At 42.0% G+C, this 17,055-nt stretch carries 15 protein-coding genes and 2 pseudogenes; 12 read left to right on the forward strand and 5 right to left on the reverse strand.

The features are described from left to right. The 3 genes from OCV68_RS12265 to OCV68_RS12275 form a co-directional block, all read left to right on the forward strand. On the forward strand, positions 1-352 hold a 352-nt coding region (locus OCV68_RS12265), incomplete at its 5' end, for a hypothetical protein (RefSeq protein ID WP_262573051.1). 158 nt (positions 353-510) lie between these two features. After that, positions 511-885, forward strand: a complete 375-nt coding sequence (locus OCV68_RS12270) for a hypothetical protein (RefSeq protein WP_262573053.1) — start codon at positions 511-513, stop codon at positions 883-885. 1 nt (position 886) lies between these two features. After that, positions 887-2,188 carry a hypothetical protein gene (locus OCV68_RS12275; protein WP_262573058.1) on the forward strand — a complete coding sequence of 434 codons (1,302 nt, stop codon included), beginning with the start codon at positions 887-889 and terminating at the stop codon, positions 2,186-2,188. Positions 2,189-2,438: 250 nt separating this feature from the next. Here the strand turns inward: OCV68_RS12275 and OCV68_RS14705 are convergent, their stop codons facing one another. Together OCV68_RS14705 and OCV68_RS12280 are read right to left on the reverse strand one after the other, a co-directional pair. Beyond that, entirely contained in the window at positions 2,439-2,552 is a 114-nt protein-coding gene (locus OCV68_RS14705) for a hypothetical protein (protein WP_317259216.1), read from the reverse strand. Continuing rightward, positions 2,546-3,220: a uracil-DNA glycosylase family protein gene (locus OCV68_RS12280; RefSeq protein WP_177445220.1), complete on the reverse strand. Its 675-nt coding sequence runs from the start codon at positions 3,218-3,220 to the stop codon at positions 2,546-2,548. Before OCV68_RS12280 ends, OCV68_RS14705 begins: the two co-directional genes overlap by 7 nt. Before the next feature lie 400 nt (positions 3,221-3,620). On the opposite strand from OCV68_RS12280, the gene OCV68_RS12285 reads away from it, so the two are divergent. The 3 genes from OCV68_RS12285 (at position 3,621) to OCV68_RS12295 (ending at position 5,188) form a co-directional block, all read left to right on the forward strand. Continuing rightward, positions 3,621-3,836, forward strand: a complete 216-nt coding sequence (locus OCV68_RS12285; RefSeq protein ID WP_262573061.1) for a helix-turn-helix domain-containing protein — start codon at positions 3,621-3,623, stop codon at positions 3,834-3,836. A 226-nt stretch (positions 3,837-4,062) separates the two neighbouring features. Next, positions 4,063-4,401 carry a MobC family plasmid mobilization relaxosome protein gene (locus OCV68_RS12290; protein ID WP_262573063.1) on the forward strand — a complete coding sequence of 113 codons (339 nt, stop codon included), beginning with the start codon at positions 4,063-4,065 and terminating at the stop codon, positions 4,399-4,401. A gap of 4 nt (positions 4,402-4,405) precedes the next feature. Further along, positions 4,406-5,188, forward strand: coding sequence for a relaxase/mobilization nuclease domain-containing protein (locus OCV68_RS12295; protein WP_262573065.1), 783 nt, complete (start codon positions 4,406-4,408; stop codon positions 5,186-5,188). On the opposite strand, the gene OCV68_RS12300 is transcribed toward OCV68_RS12295, so the two are convergent. Continuing rightward, entirely contained in the window at positions 5,175-5,960 is a 786-nt protein-coding gene (locus OCV68_RS12300) for a helix-turn-helix domain-containing protein (RefSeq protein WP_262573067.1), read from the reverse strand. The genes OCV68_RS12295 and OCV68_RS12300 overlap by 14 nt on opposite strands. A gap of 255 nt (positions 5,961-6,215) precedes the next feature. Between OCV68_RS12300 and OCV68_RS12305 the strand changes: the two genes are divergently transcribed. Both OCV68_RS12305 and OCV68_RS12310 read left to right on the forward strand, forming a co-directional pair. After that, the gene (locus tag OCV68_RS12305; RefSeq protein ID WP_262573069.1) at positions 6,216-8,693 is read left to right on the forward strand and encodes a glycosyl hydrolase family 59; all 2,478 of its coding nucleotides are present in this window, start codon (positions 6,216-6,218) and stop codon (positions 8,691-8,693) included. An 8-nt stretch (positions 8,694-8,701) separates the two neighbouring features. Next, positions 8,702-10,444, forward strand: a complete 1,743-nt coding sequence (locus OCV68_RS12310) for a glycoside hydrolase family 35 protein (protein WP_262573071.1) — start codon at positions 8,702-8,704, stop codon at positions 10,442-10,444. Between the two features lie 172 nt (positions 10,445-10,616). Here the strand turns inward: OCV68_RS12310 and OCV68_RS12315 are convergent, their stop codons facing one another. Then, on the reverse strand, positions 10,617-12,281 hold the full coding sequence (locus tag OCV68_RS12315) for a cellulase family glycosylhydrolase (RefSeq protein WP_262573073.1): 1,665 nt from the start codon (positions 12,279-12,281) through the stop codon (positions 10,617-10,619). Positions 12,282-12,467: 186 nt separating this feature from the next. Here OCV68_RS12315 and OCV68_RS12320 point away from each other — a divergent pair. The 4 genes and pseudogenes from OCV68_RS12320 to OCV68_RS12335 all read left to right on the forward strand — a co-directional run. Next, positions 12,468-13,584 (forward strand): annotated as a pseudogene (locus tag OCV68_RS12320) (MFS transporter); the annotation flags it as partial. Between the two features lie 165 nt (positions 13,585-13,749). Beyond that, a pseudogene (locus OCV68_RS12325) lies at positions 13,750-14,694 on the forward strand (carbohydrate kinase family protein). Continuing rightward, a complete protein-coding gene (locus OCV68_RS12330) occupies positions 14,691-15,083 on the forward strand; it encodes a VOC family protein (RefSeq protein ID WP_262573074.1) in 393 nt (130 codons plus the stop codon). Before OCV68_RS12325 ends, OCV68_RS12330 begins: the two are co-directional and overlap by 4 nt. A 115-nt stretch (positions 15,084-15,198) precedes the next feature. After that, positions 15,199-15,441: an HPr family phosphocarrier protein gene (locus OCV68_RS12335; RefSeq protein ID WP_262573076.1), complete on the forward strand. Its 243-nt coding sequence runs from the start codon at positions 15,199-15,201 to the stop codon at positions 15,439-15,441. Between the two features lie 107 nt (positions 15,442-15,548). Here the strand turns inward: OCV68_RS12335 and OCV68_RS12340 are convergent, their stop codons facing one another. Beyond that, entirely contained in the window at positions 15,549-16,628 is a 1,080-nt protein-coding gene (locus OCV68_RS12340; protein ID WP_262573078.1) for a hypothetical protein, read from the reverse strand. Positions 16,629-17,055 lie beyond the last annotated feature (427 nt).

Consider the following 17,055-nt stretch of genomic DNA (forward strand, 5'->3'; position numbering starts at 1 on the left):
GTTTGATAAGGTCAGGGAGCTGGAAGAGCGCAAGGAGCAGCTCAGCTCCGCCCTCAGGCTGTCTCAGGCAATGACCGACAATGTGCCATCTGTGGAGCAGATCACCGTGTTTATAGATGATATCCTTGCAACCGACATCAACACCACCGAGGGCAAGAAAGCTATCGCCGACATCATGATATCAAAGGTGTATGTTTACGACGACAAGCTCACGGTCATTTTCAAGGACAAGGACGGCAAAAGCGTTGATATACCGCTATCAGCCGTGTCAGATAGCTCCTCAGCGGATTGTGCTCCCTCTGCGCTGGGGAGCCAAGCAATTCTAAGCACTAACCATCGAGAAAAGGTATAGAGAGTGATATTTGTGAATCTCTTCCTTTGAACGATGGTTAGTGTCGTTTTATACAGTTTTATTGTATTTATTTGAAGTATGGAAGGTTAAGCCTCCGTATGCGTACATTTTGTATGCGTACGGAGGCTTTTTTGTTGCTCCCAAAAAGGAGACTAAAAATGGCTACAGATTATATTAACCGTCCTAATATGGAAAATTATATAATAGATGATATTTTTAAAATACTCAGTGATGATACAATATATATTCCCAAGAGCGTAGCACAGCGCAGTGATGTATATGATGTCAGCAAGACTTTGTTTGGAGTGATATTCACCGATTGTGTTGATGATCTCAGGGCATACGGAAGTAGTATCGACGGAGAAACAGTCGGTAAAATGATGAAAGCATACGTTATGGATATGACCATTCCCGATATACAGTGCGAATGTCTGTGTTCGCCGACAATGGCTTCGGCTGCAAGAAGCGAAACTGTCATGCTTATCAACAAGACAGACCTTTCGGAATGTTTGCGGGAAAGACAGGTAATATGATATGCAATACCTCATAACACCATTACTTGAAGTGCTTAATCCTACAAATACGGTTTCAAGGAACAGGCTGCTGTCCTTTGCGATAGGAAATGTTGAAGCAGAGATATATAACTGCCTTATCGCTAAACACGTCTATTACAATAACCTCGGAAAGCTTACAGAGGGCGGCTGGTTCTATTCGACTGTTAAGGACCTTCATCTTAGCAGCGGTTATGCTGAAGATGCGCAGAAAACAGCTATCCGTCATCTTATTAAGCACGGTCTTATTGAATCGGAGCTTAAAGGCTTACCTGCCAAAAGATATTTCAGGATAGTTCCAGATGCGGATAAGTTTGCATCTCTGTTGAGATTGGGTGAAGAAGCTCAGGAAAATATTGCAATGAAGTATGATGAAGAGCTTGAAAAGAGGAAGAAGCGCAGATACAACAGAAAGCATCGTCTTATAGAGGTAACAGCATTTGATTCCGTTCAGAGCGTTCCCGGCGATGAAAAGTCCAAGGTTGTAACGAACCTGAATTCCGTTTCAGGCGCTGATGAATCCGATTCCGCTCGGCTCATCGGTAACAGCAGTGATAATTCTGTTAGCAACTCTTTTTCTGCCGAAAATGCTTGTTCCGCTGATTATGGGGGAACAAGGTCAGCCGATGCACGGGGTAAAACTAAAGATAATAAAAATCAAAGTAATTGTTTTTCAAATCATTCATTCTCTCCGTATGCGTGCGATGAAAAAATTTTGAATGACGGAATGAAAACGGAAAGCAAATTATCTTTTCTTGAAATTCTCTCGGCTATGAGGCTTGACCTTGACAACTGGCATTACATTTACACCCGTGACCCGACTTCTGAGAGGGACTTAGTGTTTGTTGACGAGGAAGAACGTAGGACGAAAACTCTTCATATTCCCGAATCATTCCGAAGTGACAGCAGCTATGTTCTGACGGCTTTGCAGTATCTTTCGGCATACAGCAATTATGTCTTTGACGATGATATGAAGCCGATGCCTAACAAGAATTTCATAGACATAACGTTGAAAATGCTGACTGAGTTTATTATGGCTGACAGTTTCAGGTTCAACGGGCAGATCGTTCGTTACACGGAAGTTCTTGATACGCTGAACAGTCTTATCCGAGAAAATTCGCTTTATGATTTCATTCTCAGCTTTCAGTACGAATGGGAAAAGATACTGAGAGAAAAAACGGAAAGCAGCATTCGCAACAAGGCAGCATACATGAAGGTTTGCTTATGGGACTGGCTGAAACGCTGGAAAATTGAGGAGTACAATCAGCTTGTGGGATTGGTTTGAGGTGGAGAGTATGATTGAACTTTTTATTGTTGCATTGGTTTTGGAGATTTGCAGGCAGGTGACTTTGTGCAAACTTTATGGCAGAAAAAATCACAGCACCCTTTAAAGTGCTATGATTATGAACTGCTCGATAAATGGGAATTTATCCAATTCGTTTTAAGACTCTTCCTTCCCAAGCCGCTCGAACTACGACAAATTCATGATTTGGATATTGCTCAATTTCATAGATTGTCCGGACCTTATCCTTTTTTTACAAACTATTCTCCAATTCTGCATGTTTTCCAACATGAACGAAATAATCCTTAAGCATTTCCACTATGGTTGTCTTACCGCAGTTATCTAATCCCTCAAATACAATCAACATTGTTTTTCACCCTCTGTAGATAGGACATTTTCGTAAATCCACTTAATGTCCTCAATAGATTTACCTATATTAGCACGTCCGTTTCCGACAGGATAAAAGACTGGAAAACACTTAAAAGCCTTACCACCAATATCTTTGGCAAATTGTTTCTTTCTGCACTGAGAAACAGATATGTTCTGGTTTAGGAAAACAGTACTCACTTGATTCCCGAAAAGCACAATTACTTTTGGTGCTATTATTTCAATTTCCCTTTCAAGCAACGCTAAGTACTCAAAATATATTTTGTTAGATATCAATGTCGCGTCCGTCTGGGTACATTTTCCTAAATTTGTTAAAAAAATCTTATTTCTAGTTATCTCCGAATATACCTGATTTGCAAATTCTGGTGTCCAATCCTTTGGCTTTCGTTTCTTTATTTCCTTATAAATTCCTTCATCAAATTTTCCAATAGCGACAAATAAATCCCAAATATTCTTAGTACCGATCCATGGTGCCCGTATGCCTGCCCAGTCAGGATATGAGGCTATATTTTTCCCTGTTGGATTCATAAAAACAAAACATATGTCGGGCTTTTCATTACATCCGCCATAAAAAATTGATTTTAAGTTCGGGTCTCCATATTTGAGCTGCATTTCATCATATTTCTTATTTAGTTCAGTTAAATTCATTTTATCACCACGCTGGGGCGGCACCCAGCACAAAGGAAAATGAAAAAGCTGCCGCAGAATTTGCCCTTTCATAAACCTGTGCTAGTATCCTGCCCCACAGGGGATAGGCACACGCTTTTTCCTTTTTTCCATAAGCCCATTATTGAGAAAGCTAGGTGGACACAAATGCTGCACTTATAATCTGCTGTACATAGACTAGAATCTCTTATTATGAAAGCAATAATTATTAAAATGATAATTGATAGTGTTATAGATATTGCAACAATTGCTTTCTTCTTTTTCGACATCTTTGTTTCTCCACAAATTCCGATTTGTCGAGCAGCTTATGCTCGTTAAATAGATTATACCATACTCATCACAAAGATTCAAGAAATATTTCCGCAGAAAGACAGGTGATTATTTGAAGAACAAAAGCTTAGAGGAGATAGAAAAATCAACAAAAAGCTTTCTGAGCACATCGGAGGCGGCAGCAGTTCTGGGCATCTCTCCGTCAACGCTCAGAAAAAGAGCAGATGAATATTCGGAATTGTTTCCTATACAAAGGGTGGGAAAGAAATACAGGATACCAAAAGCACCGTTCATCGCATACGTCAGAACGGGAAAATCTTTTAAGTAGGAGTGATGCTTTATGAGTAGGAGAGTCAGGGATTCGCTCTTGTTGAAAAAGTGTTAGAACGCATGATTTTGGTGCCGAGAGGTCAGATGCATGATTTTGAAAAATACGGCGGAGTTGGAAGATAGCAAGCGTAGAAAAAGTAGCCACTTTTTCGGGACGGATATCGCAGAATCCGCATTTTAGGGGAAATCCCCCCTATGACCCCAACAACAGAAAGGACAAATATATGAGCAGTAAATATATAGAAAAACATATAAAGTTTACTGAGGAACAGTACGCCATAGTTTCACAGAAAGCAGCGGAACTTGGACTTCGTACCGGTGCTTACGTGAAGCAAATGGCAATTCAGGGCAAGCTTATCAGATACGATCTTGCCGAACTCCGTGAGGTAACAAGACCGTTCCGAATGATCGGCAACGAGCTGAACCAGATCGCAAAAAAGGCGAATGAAACGGGCAAAGTCACAGCTGAAATGGTTGAAGAGATCAGAGAACAGTATGCGAAACTGGAACGGATATTTGAGAAATATCTCAAGCCATTGAAGCCTACGGTGCTTATGGAGTGAACAAATGCCGATCATCAAGTATGTTCCCGTACATGGCTCCCCGTTGAAACTTCTTGAATATGTGACCAATGAAAACAAAACGAGCAACACGCTCACGTCATCAATAAATTGCTCAACTGATCCGAATATCGCATACAAGGAAATGGAGCAGAGCTTTGAACATTTCAGCGGTCAGCGGTTTTGGAAAAAATCACTTTTTATGAAAAATGAAATTCTCGTCGGAAAAGAACGTGTGCGGCTGCATCATTACATTCAGTCATTCAAAGCCGGCGAGCTTACGGAAAGTGAAGCTCACCGCATCGGAGTGGAATGGGCGCAGGAGGTTTTCGGTGATAAGTTTCAGGTGCTTATCTCCACCCATACGGACAAAGGTCATTACCATAATCATTTCGTTGTATGTCCTTATGATGATGACGGAAAGCTTTGGAGAGCCGATAAAAAATCTTTGAACCGATGCAAGGCAATATCGGACAGGATTGCTCTTAAACATCATATCAGTATTATCGAGCGTCCGAAGAAAACTTACAACCACAAGTATGGCGATTATCTGTCACGGCAGCGGAGAAACTCGTGGAAAGAAAATCTGAAAGCCGAGCTTGATGAACTTGTTATGCGTGATGATGTCTGCAGCATTGATGATCTTACAGAGAAGCTCAAAGAAAAAGGCTACGGCGTAAATCTCTCATATCTGCGAATGCAGGGTAGGACACTTGATATGGGCGAGTATCGTGGGTTCAAGCTGTCGATTTTCTTTGATACCCTAACAAAGTACGTTATCCAAATCTGATTTCAGACGGAGTAACTCCATAGCATTCTCTGATTTTTCTGCTCATGTCACTCTGACTGCAAAATCCTGTGTTTGCGGCAATATCGGACAGCTTCATGCCGGTATATCGTATAAGCTCACAAGCTCTTGTGCAGCGTATGTGGGTAAGATATTCACGGGGTGACATTCCCGTTTCCGCCTTGAATGCGTGAGAAAGATAACCCTCGCTGATAAAATTATCGGCGGCAATATCCTCAATTTTTATGCTGTCCGCATAATTTTGCTCAATATACGTCCTGACCTTTTCCGAAAGAATTTTTCCCGAACGCTTAGCAGTTTTTTCATTCTGTGGTCTGCAAACATCGAAAAATTCCGACACGATATCAAGTGCCGCACTCAGCTCCGAGTAAATATTTCCGCCATACAAAAATATATCAGCCATTTTTTCAAAGCCCGACCGAATTTCGGGCTTATTTTTTATCACGATGATACCGCCCTTGCTAATGTCCGTCAGTATTGAAAATAGATCGGGACGGCTAAGCTGATTTTTCAGCTCCCACGGGTTTATTATTGTAATAAATCGCTTGTACTCTATATCCTTTTCTACAGTTACATCATGAAGCTGTCTGCTTTTTATAAGCGCAGAATCTCCGTCTGAAAGAACAGATATAATATCTCCGGTGACAATGTTCACTTTGCCGCTTACGATGTGCATGATCTCGCATGACGTATGAGTATGACAGACATTGTACATGGGATTTTCATAATATCCTGCGTGTTCTATAATTGCCATTTTATCACCCTTTTTATCATATCACACATCGGGATAATTTACAACAAAAAACAGCAGATTTTCTATAATAAATAGCAGATAATATAATGCAGTATTCCATAAATTCAGCTAAAATATTGCAAATAACCCTTTTAAGGAGATGCGCTTATGAATATCAAAAAAATTATAGCGTCCGCAGTATGTACAGCAATGATTCCCATCGCTTTAAGCGGATGTACGGACAGTAAAAATCAAGCTGAAACGGAGGAAACTGCTATGCAGACAACTGAAACAACAGCAGAAAAGGAAATACCGCTTGCAAGTGTGAACACAGCTTACAAATCTGTTACTGTTGACGGAAACACAACAAATATGGACAAGGGTACGGTGTGGCGTGGTCTGGGCGTTATAACGGGAAACAATTCCTCATGTCTTCTTATGGACTACAAAACGGAAAATCCCGATGCATATTGGGAGATAATGAACCTGCTGTTCAAGCCCGATTACGGCGCAGGTCTTACTCACGTTAAGATTGAATTCGGCACGGACGTTAATTCTTCATCGGGTACAGAGCCTTGTATAATGCGTTCAGCCGATGAAGAAGCGGACGTTACAAGGGGTGCAGGCTTTATGTTTGCGGCGGACGCTCTCTCCATAAATCCCGATATTACCGTTGATCTGCTCCGCTGGGGAGAGCCAAAGTGGGTAACAGACGCATTTGCTGAGTCCCTGGAGGCAGGCTTTGAAGCAAGATACAAATGGTATAAGGCTGCTATTGAAGGTGCGTTCGATACATACGGAATGAAATTCACCCACATCAGTGCCGACGCTAACGAGGCAGAAAAGGTGGACACCGATTGGATAATATATTTTGCCGACAGGCTGGAAAATGAAACTGATGAGCGGTACGATTACGGTGCGATAAAGATAGTTGCTTCCGATGAGATAGGTTCATGGAAGATTGCGGACGAAATGACAGATAACGAAGCTCTGCGAAACGCAGTTGATATTCTTGCCGAGCATTATAACACTTGGGCAAGCGAAAAGGCTAAGCTTCTGAACAAAAACTATGGCAAAGAGATCTGGTATTCCGAGGGAGTTGCTTCCACGAATATTGCAAAGCTGGCGGTGCAAAGCAACGGCAGCGGCATTAACGGCACAAACGGTGCTCTTGACGTATGCAATCGCATCATCAACGGTTATTACAACGGCAGAATGACCATGTATGAGTATCAGCCTGCTGTGGCAGCGTATTATTCGGGAGCAAAATATTTTCCAAAATCACTGATAAATGCACAGAACCCTTGGAGCGGTTATTATGAAGCAGACTGCGGTGTATGGACTTCCGCACATTTCACCCATTTTATAAAGAACGGCTGGAGATTTATCGACAGTGCCTGCTATGGTGACGGCAAGGAAAATCACTACATTTCCGAGTCAACTAACAATTATATGGCCGTTACCGATACGGAAACGGGAGATTATTCTATCATCATCTGCAACGACAGCGAGGAGCAGCGCAATTACACCTTTACCCTTGAAAATATGAAGCAGGCAGAAGCACCATTCACAATTTGGGAAACAAGAGGTCCCGATGAGGGTCAGGCTTACAACGAAAATTATTTCAGGAACATCGGCACCTTCCGTCCCGTTGAAGCCGAGGGAAAATATTCCTATTCTATCGAGGTAAAGCCTTATTCCATAGTTACTGTTACAACTCTTGACAATACCGCAGATACTTCCGTTTACAACTGCAGGTATGATGATATTCCCCTTGATATAAATTATTTCGATGATTTTGAATACTCCGAAGAATTTCTCTCTGCAAGAGGAAACGCTCCCCTTTACACTACCGATCAGGGCGGAGCCTTTGAGGTTTCGGAAATTGACGGAAACAAGGTGCTGATGCAGATGATAAATGCCGATAACAAGCCTACCGATTGGCGTTACAGAGGTACTCCCAATCCCATTACCTCTCTCGGCGATGACCGCTGGGCAAATTATTCTGCGGAAATAGATTTTAAGCTTGCGGATAGTGCTGCGGATAATTATATTGCGCTTGGCGTTCGCTATCTCACAGCAGAGCTTGATTCATGGTCAGCGGAAAACGGCTACAGCATAAGAGTATATCCTAACGGAAAATGGGAGCTTAAAAAGAATGCACAGACAGCAGACAGCGGAGAAATTGACGGCTTTGACAGTTCGGTATGGCATACGGTAAGAATCACCGCCGCAGGAAAGCATATATCCGCAGAGCTTGACGGTACAGAGCTGACCGCCTTTGACGATGATATTGCTTTTGCAAATTCGGGACGAGTTTCGATTGGCAGCGGTCTTTACAACAATATTTTTGACAATATGAAAATATCTCCTGTGGACGGTTACAAACCCACAATTACAAGAGTTGACGATCACGATCCGTCCGTTACCTATAACGGTGACTGGTACAGAACCGTTCCCGACAGCTATCTTAATTTCAACAGAACAATTTCCCGTGCGGAAATTGCCGAGGAAGATACGGGAGAAAAGAGCTTTGAGTTCAGCTTTACGGGCGATCGTTTTGCGATAATCGGTCAGACCGACCCTGCGGATATTGAAGTTTATGTTGACGGAGAATTGCTTGAAACAAAGAAAAATCCTTGGGGAGCACTTGCAAGACAGTGCAGCTATTCTGCGGAGGTTCCCGAGGGCGAACACACGGTAAAGATCAAGGTCATAGGCGGTTCCTATACTGTTGACGCAATAGAATATTGAGGTGCGAAATGTTTGAAATAAATGATAAATTCTATCTGAACGGAAAGCCGTTTAAAATAATTTCGGGAGCATTCCATTACTTCCGAACCGTTCCCGAATATTGGCAGGACAGACTTGAAAAACTTGTGAATATGGGCTGCAATACTGTTGAAACCTATATCCCTTGGAATTTTCACGAACCGAACAGGGGACAGTTTATTTGGGAGGGAATGCGTGATATATGCCGATTTATCGAAACAGCACAGGAATTGGGACTTTATATAATAATTCGACCTTCACCCTATATCTGCTCGGAATGGGAATTCGGCGGTCTGCCTGCATGGCTCCTTCGTGACAGGAATATGCGGCTTCGGTGCAGCTATGAACCGTATCTTAATGCTGTAAAGAATTATTACAGTGAGCTTATCCCGAAGCTGGTGCCTTATCAGATAGACAGGGGCGGCAATATAATTTTAATGCAGATCGAGAACGAGTACGGCTATTACGGCAACGATAAGGCGTATCTTGAATTTCTCCGTGATACTATGAGAGAGCTTGGTATAACCGTTCCCTTTGTAACCTCGGACGGTCCATGGAGTGAGCCGATATACAAATCTGGAATGGTGGACGGTGCGCTGCCTACGGGAAATTTCGGCTCCGGGGCAGAGTGGCAGTTTAGTCAGATGAAAAAATTCATTGGTGATGACAAGCCCCTTATGTGTATGGAATTCTGGAACGGCTGGTTTGACGCATGGGGAGATGAGCATCACACAACTTCTCCCGAAAAGGCGGCGGCGGAGCTTGACGAGCTGCTGAAACGGGGCAGCGTTAATTTCTATATGTTTGAGGGCGGCACCAATTTCGGTTTTATGAGCGGCAGAAATGGCGGAAGCAGAACAGGGGACGTGACCTCATACGATTATGACGCTCCTCTCACGGAGGACGGACAGATAACCGAAAAATACAGGCTTTGCAGGGACGTTATCTCAAAATATACAGACATAGCGGAGATACCTCTTACAACAAATATTAAACGGAAGGCTTACGGAAAAATTCCCTGCACGGGCAAAGCTGATCTGTTCTCAGTCCTTGAAAAAATTTCCGAGCTTGTTTGTTCAAATTATCCGCTGACAATGGAGGAGATCGGACAGAATTACGGATATATTTTATACCGCACCAAAATCAGGGACGGCGAGACGGTGAACGAGATACGCATGGAAAACGCTGCCGACAGAATAGAGTGCTATCACAACGGTGAATATGTTTATACTGCCTTTGCAGAAAATATTCACGAAAAATTTGAGCCGAATGAAAAGCGCTCAGGCGGAATTATTGACATGCTTTGCGAAAATATCGGGCGTGAAAACTTTGGAACGGGTCTTGAAAATCAGCGTAAAGGTATTTGCGGCGGTGTTAAGATAAACGATCACCGACAGTTCGGCTTTGAGATCTTTCCGCTCCCTCTTGATGAAGAACAGATAGGAAAACTAAGCTTTGATGAGGGATATTTTGCGGGCGTTCCTGCTTTTTACAGATTTGGATTTGAAGCCGATGAGCTTTGTGATACGTTCCTTGAGCTGGACGGGTTTGGTAAGGGCTGTGCTTTTGTAAACGGATTTAATCTGGGACGTTTCTGGGATATAGGTCCTCAGAAGAGGCTGTATCTGCCTGCGCCTTTGCTGAAAAAGGGAATGAATACGATCATTATCTTTGAAACCGAAGGCAAAGCCGCAGATGAGATATACCTTGCGGATGAAGGCAGACTTGGTTAATGGATTTATGATCGCATACATCAAGGGGCTGTTGCACGGACATCATTTATGGATGTCTTGCAACAGCCCTATTTTCGTTTTATAAATGTGCGTAAACGGCAAATATTGCGTTATACTAAAATTAGAATTAAACTCGTTTTCGTTTGAATTGTTTACGGATCTTTACAGGGCGTTATTTCAGCACCTCTCCGAAAAGCTTTGCAAGCTCCTCGTTTTTTCCATTTGGATAATCGTCATACAGTCCGAAAGGCAATTCATTGTACACATGATAATCAAATCCGATGTTGTATTTGCGGCATATACTTATCATATCTCTTACCCAACCGACACCGTTGCGGCCGTTTTCAAAGCCTTCCGAAATAACGCCGAATTCGCCGAGATAAATCGGAACGTTATGCTTTTCGGAGAACTTTACATACGGCATAAAGCTTTCTTCAAGATAATCCTTGTCAAAGTTGCGGATATTTTCGCTGAGTGACATATCCATTCTTATCTCGGGCGAGCTGCTGTCGGATTTTATATATCCCGATATCATATACTTATATCCCTTTTTCATCTCAAACCGCTTGAAATTCTGTACATACACCGAGGTGGTTCCCGATATCTTCAAGCAGCCCTTAGCATTGTTTCCGTCACCATCATAGTATTCGGAAATGCCGCTGCCGTCCTCGCTCCACGGACTGCTGTTCAAGATCCCACCGGAAAAATCGGCTTTAAAGAGCGTTCTGCGCTTTCCTTTCGGGGATATCTCAGTCAGCGTGATATCGTCGAAATATGCTGTACCTCCCTCTCCGAGGTTTGAAGCAGTCACGGCTGCAGCCACGACATTTGCCTTGTTCGATAAAGAAATGGTTTTGCTTTGGAAATAAGACCAGCCGTTTCCTTTGGACGATTTTTTCGAGGCGGCTTCGCAGTTCACCCAGCCGTTTACAACATCCTCATCAACTATCTCCTCGGTGGGGTATGTCATTGTGTGTCCTTTCGTAACTGCCCAGTCGGTGTTCTGGTGCGTGAAGTAAAAAGCATCGTATTTATGAAACTCATAGATGACGTTTTTATCGTTTATTCTTGCAAAAGAGTGTTCGGGAGTAAAGTATTCATACTCTCTTTCTCCGTCAGACTTAACTGCGCTGCCTACACCTTCAACGAATACTGCCTGATATGGTGAAACCTTTCTTATTGCCGAGGTGATTCGCTGCATAAGTTTATTATACTGTTCGTATGTTTGTTCCATAGTATCCTTCATAGGAACAACGGGTTCGTTTATAAGTCCGTAACCCCAGACAGTCGGCTCATTCGCATAACGCTTTGCAATCGTTTGCCAAAGTGCGGTCAGCCTGTCCTGATTGTTTTTATCCGTCCATAGCTCCATTCCGCCGCCCGTTGACTGATAGCCTCCCTGCGGACAATGCATATTTATGATTATGCCCATACCGTATTTTTTTGCCCATTTTATGTTTTTATCGAGCCATTCAAAACCGGATTTCTTATATTTATACGGTTTTTTATCGTCTTCAAACAAGCCGTAGTTGATATAAAATCTTACGCTGTTAAAACCCATTTCCGAAAGCTCTTTGTATGTTTTTTCATTATGATGCGATGTATCGGGAAGGGATGGATTGCCCCACACAGAATTTCCGAGAGCCATTCCCTGAATGTGGAGTTCCTTTCCGTCCGTTCCGATTATCCTGCTTCCCTCGGCATGAACGAAATCGTCTGCCGAATATTTCTGAGCCGAAACGGTAAATCCTGCCGCAGAAGTCAGCATAACCGCTGCGAAAAAAAGTGCGGTGAATTTTAACAGAAAGCTGCGAAGCTTATTCTTTTTTCCATTCATTTTTATCTACCCCTTTCAGAGGTTTATGTTATACATTTATATTACAATGCTTAAACAGTCCTGTCAAGCGTGTATTTGTTAATTATCATAACAATAAGCTTGATATTTCGTTTAAATCTGGGTGATTAGTCAAAAACGTCGTTTTTTGATGATTCTGTCCAAACATTGCCCTTACCACTTTTTCCTTACAGACCCTGGGCTTCTCATTGCCGCACCCATTACTGCTCTGGTGCTTATGGCAACATTCTGGGCACATCCCGATTGGAGCAATACCACAAAGATAATTTATATGTCGGTTACATACTGCATGCTTGTTCTTGGATATACCTGTGTAAATATACCATACGGAACGCTGTGCGGTGCTATGACTCAGAACATCGAGGAACGTGCAAAAATCAATACGTTCCGTTCGGTAAGCGCAATGATAGCCATTGGAATTATCAATATCATTACTCTTCCGCTTATTTCAAAGCTGGGCGGCGGAAATGATAAACAGGGTTATCTCCTTGTTGCGGTTGTTTACGGTATCATTTTTGCACTTTGTCATATTTTCTGCTTTGCAAAGACCAAAGAAGCGGTCACAGTTCCCGAAAAGGAAAAAATCCCTTTGAAGCTGCAGCTGAAAACCGTTATACAGAACAAGCCTTATCTTCTTGCACTTCTCGGACAGTTTCTGTTCGGTGTAACTCTTTACGGAAGAAATGCAGATGCACTTTATTATTTCAAGTATGTTGAAGGCAGCGAAGCGTTTTTTACCAAATATTCAATGGCAATAATTATTCCGTCAATAATAGGCGCAGGACTTTTCCCCATAATTTTCAAATGGACGGGCAATAAAGGCAGAGCGGCCTCCATTCTTGCTCTCGGAACGGGAGTATGTATGATCTCGTTATATCTGTTCAGTCCCGTAAGTTCACCGGCAGCGTTTTATATCTGCTCGGGACTTACACAGTTCTTCTTTGCAGGCTTTAATACTGCTATATACGCAATAATTCCCGACTGTGTTGAATACGGCGAATGGAAAACGGGCATCAGAAACGACGGCTTTCAGTATGCGTTTATTTCTCTCGGAAATAAGATCGGAATGGCAATAGGTACATCGGTACTTGCTGCCACTCTCGGAGCAGCAGGCTTTGAAGCTAACATCACGCAGAATGAAACAGTTCTTTCTATAATGAAGCACAGCTTCTCGACTATCCCCGGAATACTCTGGATTGTTACTGCTATTGTACTTTTCTTCTATAAGCTCAATAAAAGATCCTACAATAAGATCGTATCGGAAATTAAGAACCTGTCTTCATAAGAAATGTGTGCGGATTTTCGAGCATAATTTTGTTGCAGAGTAGGCAAAAATCCGCAGGCGGGCTTTCGCCCGGCAAGGATTTTTAACGCAGTCTGCGGCAAAATTTGCCGAAAAGACGTGCGCATATGCTTGTGAAGACGGGTTCTAAGGAAAGGAGTATGGAAAATGCGTGATATAGTTGCTTTAGGTGAAATGCTCATTGATTTTACGATGCAAGGAGTAAATTCACAGGGGCAAAGATTGTTCGCACAAAATGCAGGAGGTGCTCCTGCAAACGTTGCCGCAGCTGCTGCAAAGCTTGGAGCCAAGGTCGCTTTTATAGGAAAAGCAGGAAATGATATGCACGGAAGATTTCTTAAAGAAACCTTGGATAAATGCGGAATTGACAGCAATGGATTTATCCTCAGCGAAGATTATTTTACAACTCTGGCTTTTGTTAATGTAAAGCCTTACGGCGAACGTGAATTTTCGTTTGCAAGAAATCACGGAGCCGATAAGATGCTTAACGCTGCTGATATTCCTCTTGATATACTGCTTTCGGCAAAAATACTGCATATTGGTTCCATATCGCTTACCGATAACTATGTTTGCAGTCAAAAAGGCTAAGAAAACGGCGTAATCATTTCTTATGATCCCAATTACAGAGCGTCACTATGGAACAGCGAAGCTCAGGCGGTGGAGCAGATGAGAAGCATAATAAAGTATGCCGATATTATGAAAATTTCAGATGAAGAAACAGAGCTTCTGACAGGCGAAGCTGACTATGAACGTGCTGCTGAAAAACTGATCTCACAGGGAGTGAAAATTGCGGCGGTCACTCTCGGGAAAAATGGTGCTTATGTGAGAACCGCAGAGGGAGGAACCCTCGTAAGCGGTTTTAAGAACAAGGCTATTGATGCCACAGGCGCAGGCGATGCATTCTGGGGAGGATTTTTATACAGCCTTGCAAAGAGCGGAAAAGCTCCGGAAAACGTTACATTATCCGAAGCATATAGCTTTGCTGATTTCGGGAATGCGACTGCAAGCCTGTGTGTGGAAAGCTACGGTGCTATCCCTGCAATGCCTGATATGGAAGCAGTTTGTGAAAAGCTGGGGGAGGAACGTTTGTGAATATAACCGATAATTTTACGGGTTTACAGCATATTGGTATTCCCACAAATGATATTGAAGAAACGGTAAAGTTCTATAAATCATTAGGCTTTGAAGCGGTTCTCCGCACAATAAATGCCGAAGCAAACGAAAAGGTTGCGTTTATGCGTCTGAATGGTCTGACTTTGGAGATATATGAGAATCGGTCTGCTGTGATGTCTTATGGTGCTGTTGACCATATTGCATTAAATGTCAAGTCTGTTGATGAAGCATTCAAGTTTGTAAACGAAAGCGGCTTGAATAATACAAAGGATTCAATTCATTTCCTTCCGTTCTGGGAAAACGGAGTGAAATTCTTCACCATTGAGGGACCGAACAAGGAAAAAATCGAATTCAGTCAGTATTTATGATAGACAACCGAACTTGCAGGGCTTAGAGCTTTGGGAACAGAGTGTCCTCATCACAATACACATAGTGGAATTGAAGTTAAGTACGAAATAATTGAACTTATAGGGAGATGATTTTTTGAAAAAAGTAACTGTCAAGCTTGATACTATCAATGATGTCAAGAATTTTGTAAATGCTGTCACTGCCTTTGAATGTGATTTTGATATTGTGTCGGAAAGATATGTTGTTGACGCAAAGTCGATAATGGGAATATTCAGTCTTGAACTCAGTAAGCCCCTTGCTTTGCATATTAATTCAGATGATGAAAAAGAGATAAATGCTGTTTTGAAGACAATTTCAGCTGTGCTTGTTTCCGAATAAAGCTCTTTAACCTTTATATAAAGCATAAAAGCTTCGGGCGTTCTCCAAAATGTCCGAAGCTTTTTTCATTTGTATTCAAGTTACAAATGAAGATTTTATGAGAAAATTTATGTCAGCTTTGATTTCAGCCGTTTGGACAGATCCTGCAAATCCTGACAAGCATCAAAGCACATCCGGTTATAGCGGTCAATATCTTTGGTGCTGCTGTTGACAGTAAGACCACCCTTGAAAGCCCGAATTTTCTCACGCCGTTCGTCAAACGCCTTGTTGTATTTCTCCAAAAGGTCGGGATAGCCGGAGAGCTTCTTGCGGTAGCTCCTGCATTTGTTGTCGAAATTGAGATAGGCTTCTTTTATCGGATCAGCCATAGCACGTTTCTTGTAATCATCGTTCGCCTTGTATAAACGCTCTTTCTTACAAGTGGTCCTGCCACAGGTCAGAGAAGCATTTGAACGTTTGGTAATCATAAGCTGTCCGCAGTTTTCGCAGTTAGTGATAAGCCTGCCTGCATCGGACATAATATCGGAGTAAATATCGAGCAAAGTGAGAATGGAGTCGTTTGCCACATAAAGGCTAATGTTTTTGTTATCATCGTGTACCCTGTAAAGAGAACTGTCCAAAACATCATTGCTGCCCCGAATAGCTGTTCGTATATCAAAAATATCCGATGCCCTTGCCGAAATGAACGGACGAAAGATTTTCTCGCTATCCGCTTTGAATAATTCAATATATTTTTCCGCACGATCGTGGTTGCCCTTTATGGACAACCCGATTTTTTTATTGAAATCACGCTGGTGGAGCTTGAATTTACTGAATAAAAAATAGATAATATAGTTTTTAACGATATTAGCGTATTCGGAAATATCGTAATACTCCGACAGCTCCTCAAGGACACAGTTGCAGCTGCCGTCACATAATGCGTCCGCATTGCAAAGCCTGTCGCTTATCTCCATAATCTCATTAAGCTCATACTTTACCTTCATAAGCCGATTTATATCCTTAACAAGATTGCCTGCCTTATTGCCGTGCCGCATAAGCTCCTTTGGAGCTTTCATAGGGCAACCGCCGTATGCCCAAGACTTAATATCGGCAGGAGTACCGACAATATACGTTTCCGTATCTTCGGAAAAGTCAATTATAATGCCCACCGAAGCAATGTCGGCACAGCACTCAAACAAATCTATCATAACAAATACGCCACTTTCTGAAAAATCAAATGAAATCCGACAAGCGAATTTTATAGATTTATTATATCACGATTTGAACGTTTCGTCAACGGATAGTACGGAATTATCTGTATTTGTTTGATGTTTGCACGCAATGGTGTAATGATTGTATTTAAAAAAAGGAGTGTGAGTTTTTGGCTCACACTCCCCGATAAATTGGAATTTGACATTATGTAAAAATACGATTTCCATAACTATATAACATGAATTATTTCAGATATAAACCAAATTGCTAAAATAACTGATAAAATCGAAAATGCAATCAATATTTGCTTTCTTTTCTTAGTTATGTTGGGGTCGTTATTGTTTTTACTATAATCTTTATAGATTCCAAAATTACTATATACTTGCAAAATACAAAATAAAAAAAGAATTCCGCTTTGTATAA

The sequence above is a fragment of the Huintestinicola butyrica genome (assembly GCF_025567215.1).
Classification (GTDB): Bacteria; Bacillota; Clostridia; order Oscillospirales; family Ruminococcaceae; genus Huintestinicola; species Huintestinicola butyrica.

Excerpts from the sequence above, each read along its gene's own strand:
- OCV68_RS12270 (WP_262573053.1), top strand. The coding sequence starts at position 511 with ATGGCTACAGATTATATTAACCGTCCTAATATGGAAAATTATATAATA.
- OCV68_RS12275 (WP_262573058.1), top strand. The coding sequence starts at position 887 with ATGCAATACCTCATAACACCATTACTTGAAGTGCTTAATCCTACAAAT.
- OCV68_RS14705 (WP_317259216.1), bottom strand. The coding sequence starts at position 2,552 with ATGTTGATTGTATTTGAGGGATTAGATAACTGCGGTAAGACAACCATA.
- OCV68_RS12280 (WP_177445220.1), bottom strand. The coding sequence starts at position 3,220 with ATGAATTTAACTGAACTAAATAAGAAATATGATGAAATGCAGCTCAAA.
- OCV68_RS12290 (WP_262573063.1), top strand. The coding sequence starts at position 4,063 with ATGAGCAGTAAATATATAGAAAAACATATAAAGTTTACTGAGGAACAG.
- OCV68_RS12295 (WP_262573065.1), top strand. The coding sequence starts at position 4,406 with ATGCCGATCATCAAGTATGTTCCCGTACATGGCTCCCCGTTGAAACTT.
- OCV68_RS12300 (WP_262573067.1), bottom strand. The coding sequence starts at position 5,960 with ATGGCAATTATAGAACACGCAGGATATTATGAAAATCCCATGTACAAT.
- OCV68_RS12305 (WP_262573069.1), top strand. The coding sequence starts at position 6,216 with ATGCAGACAACTGAAACAACAGCAGAAAAGGAAATACCGCTTGCAAGT.
- OCV68_RS12310 (WP_262573071.1), top strand. The coding sequence starts at position 8,702 with ATGTTTGAAATAAATGATAAATTCTATCTGAACGGAAAGCCGTTTAAA.
- OCV68_RS12315 (WP_262573073.1), bottom strand. The coding sequence starts at position 12,281 with ATGAATGGAAAAAAGAATAAGCTTCGCAGCTTTCTGTTAAAATTCACC.
- OCV68_RS12340 (WP_262573078.1), bottom strand. The coding sequence starts at position 16,628 with ATGATAGATTTGTTTGAGTGCTGTGCCGACATTGCTTCGGTGGGCATT.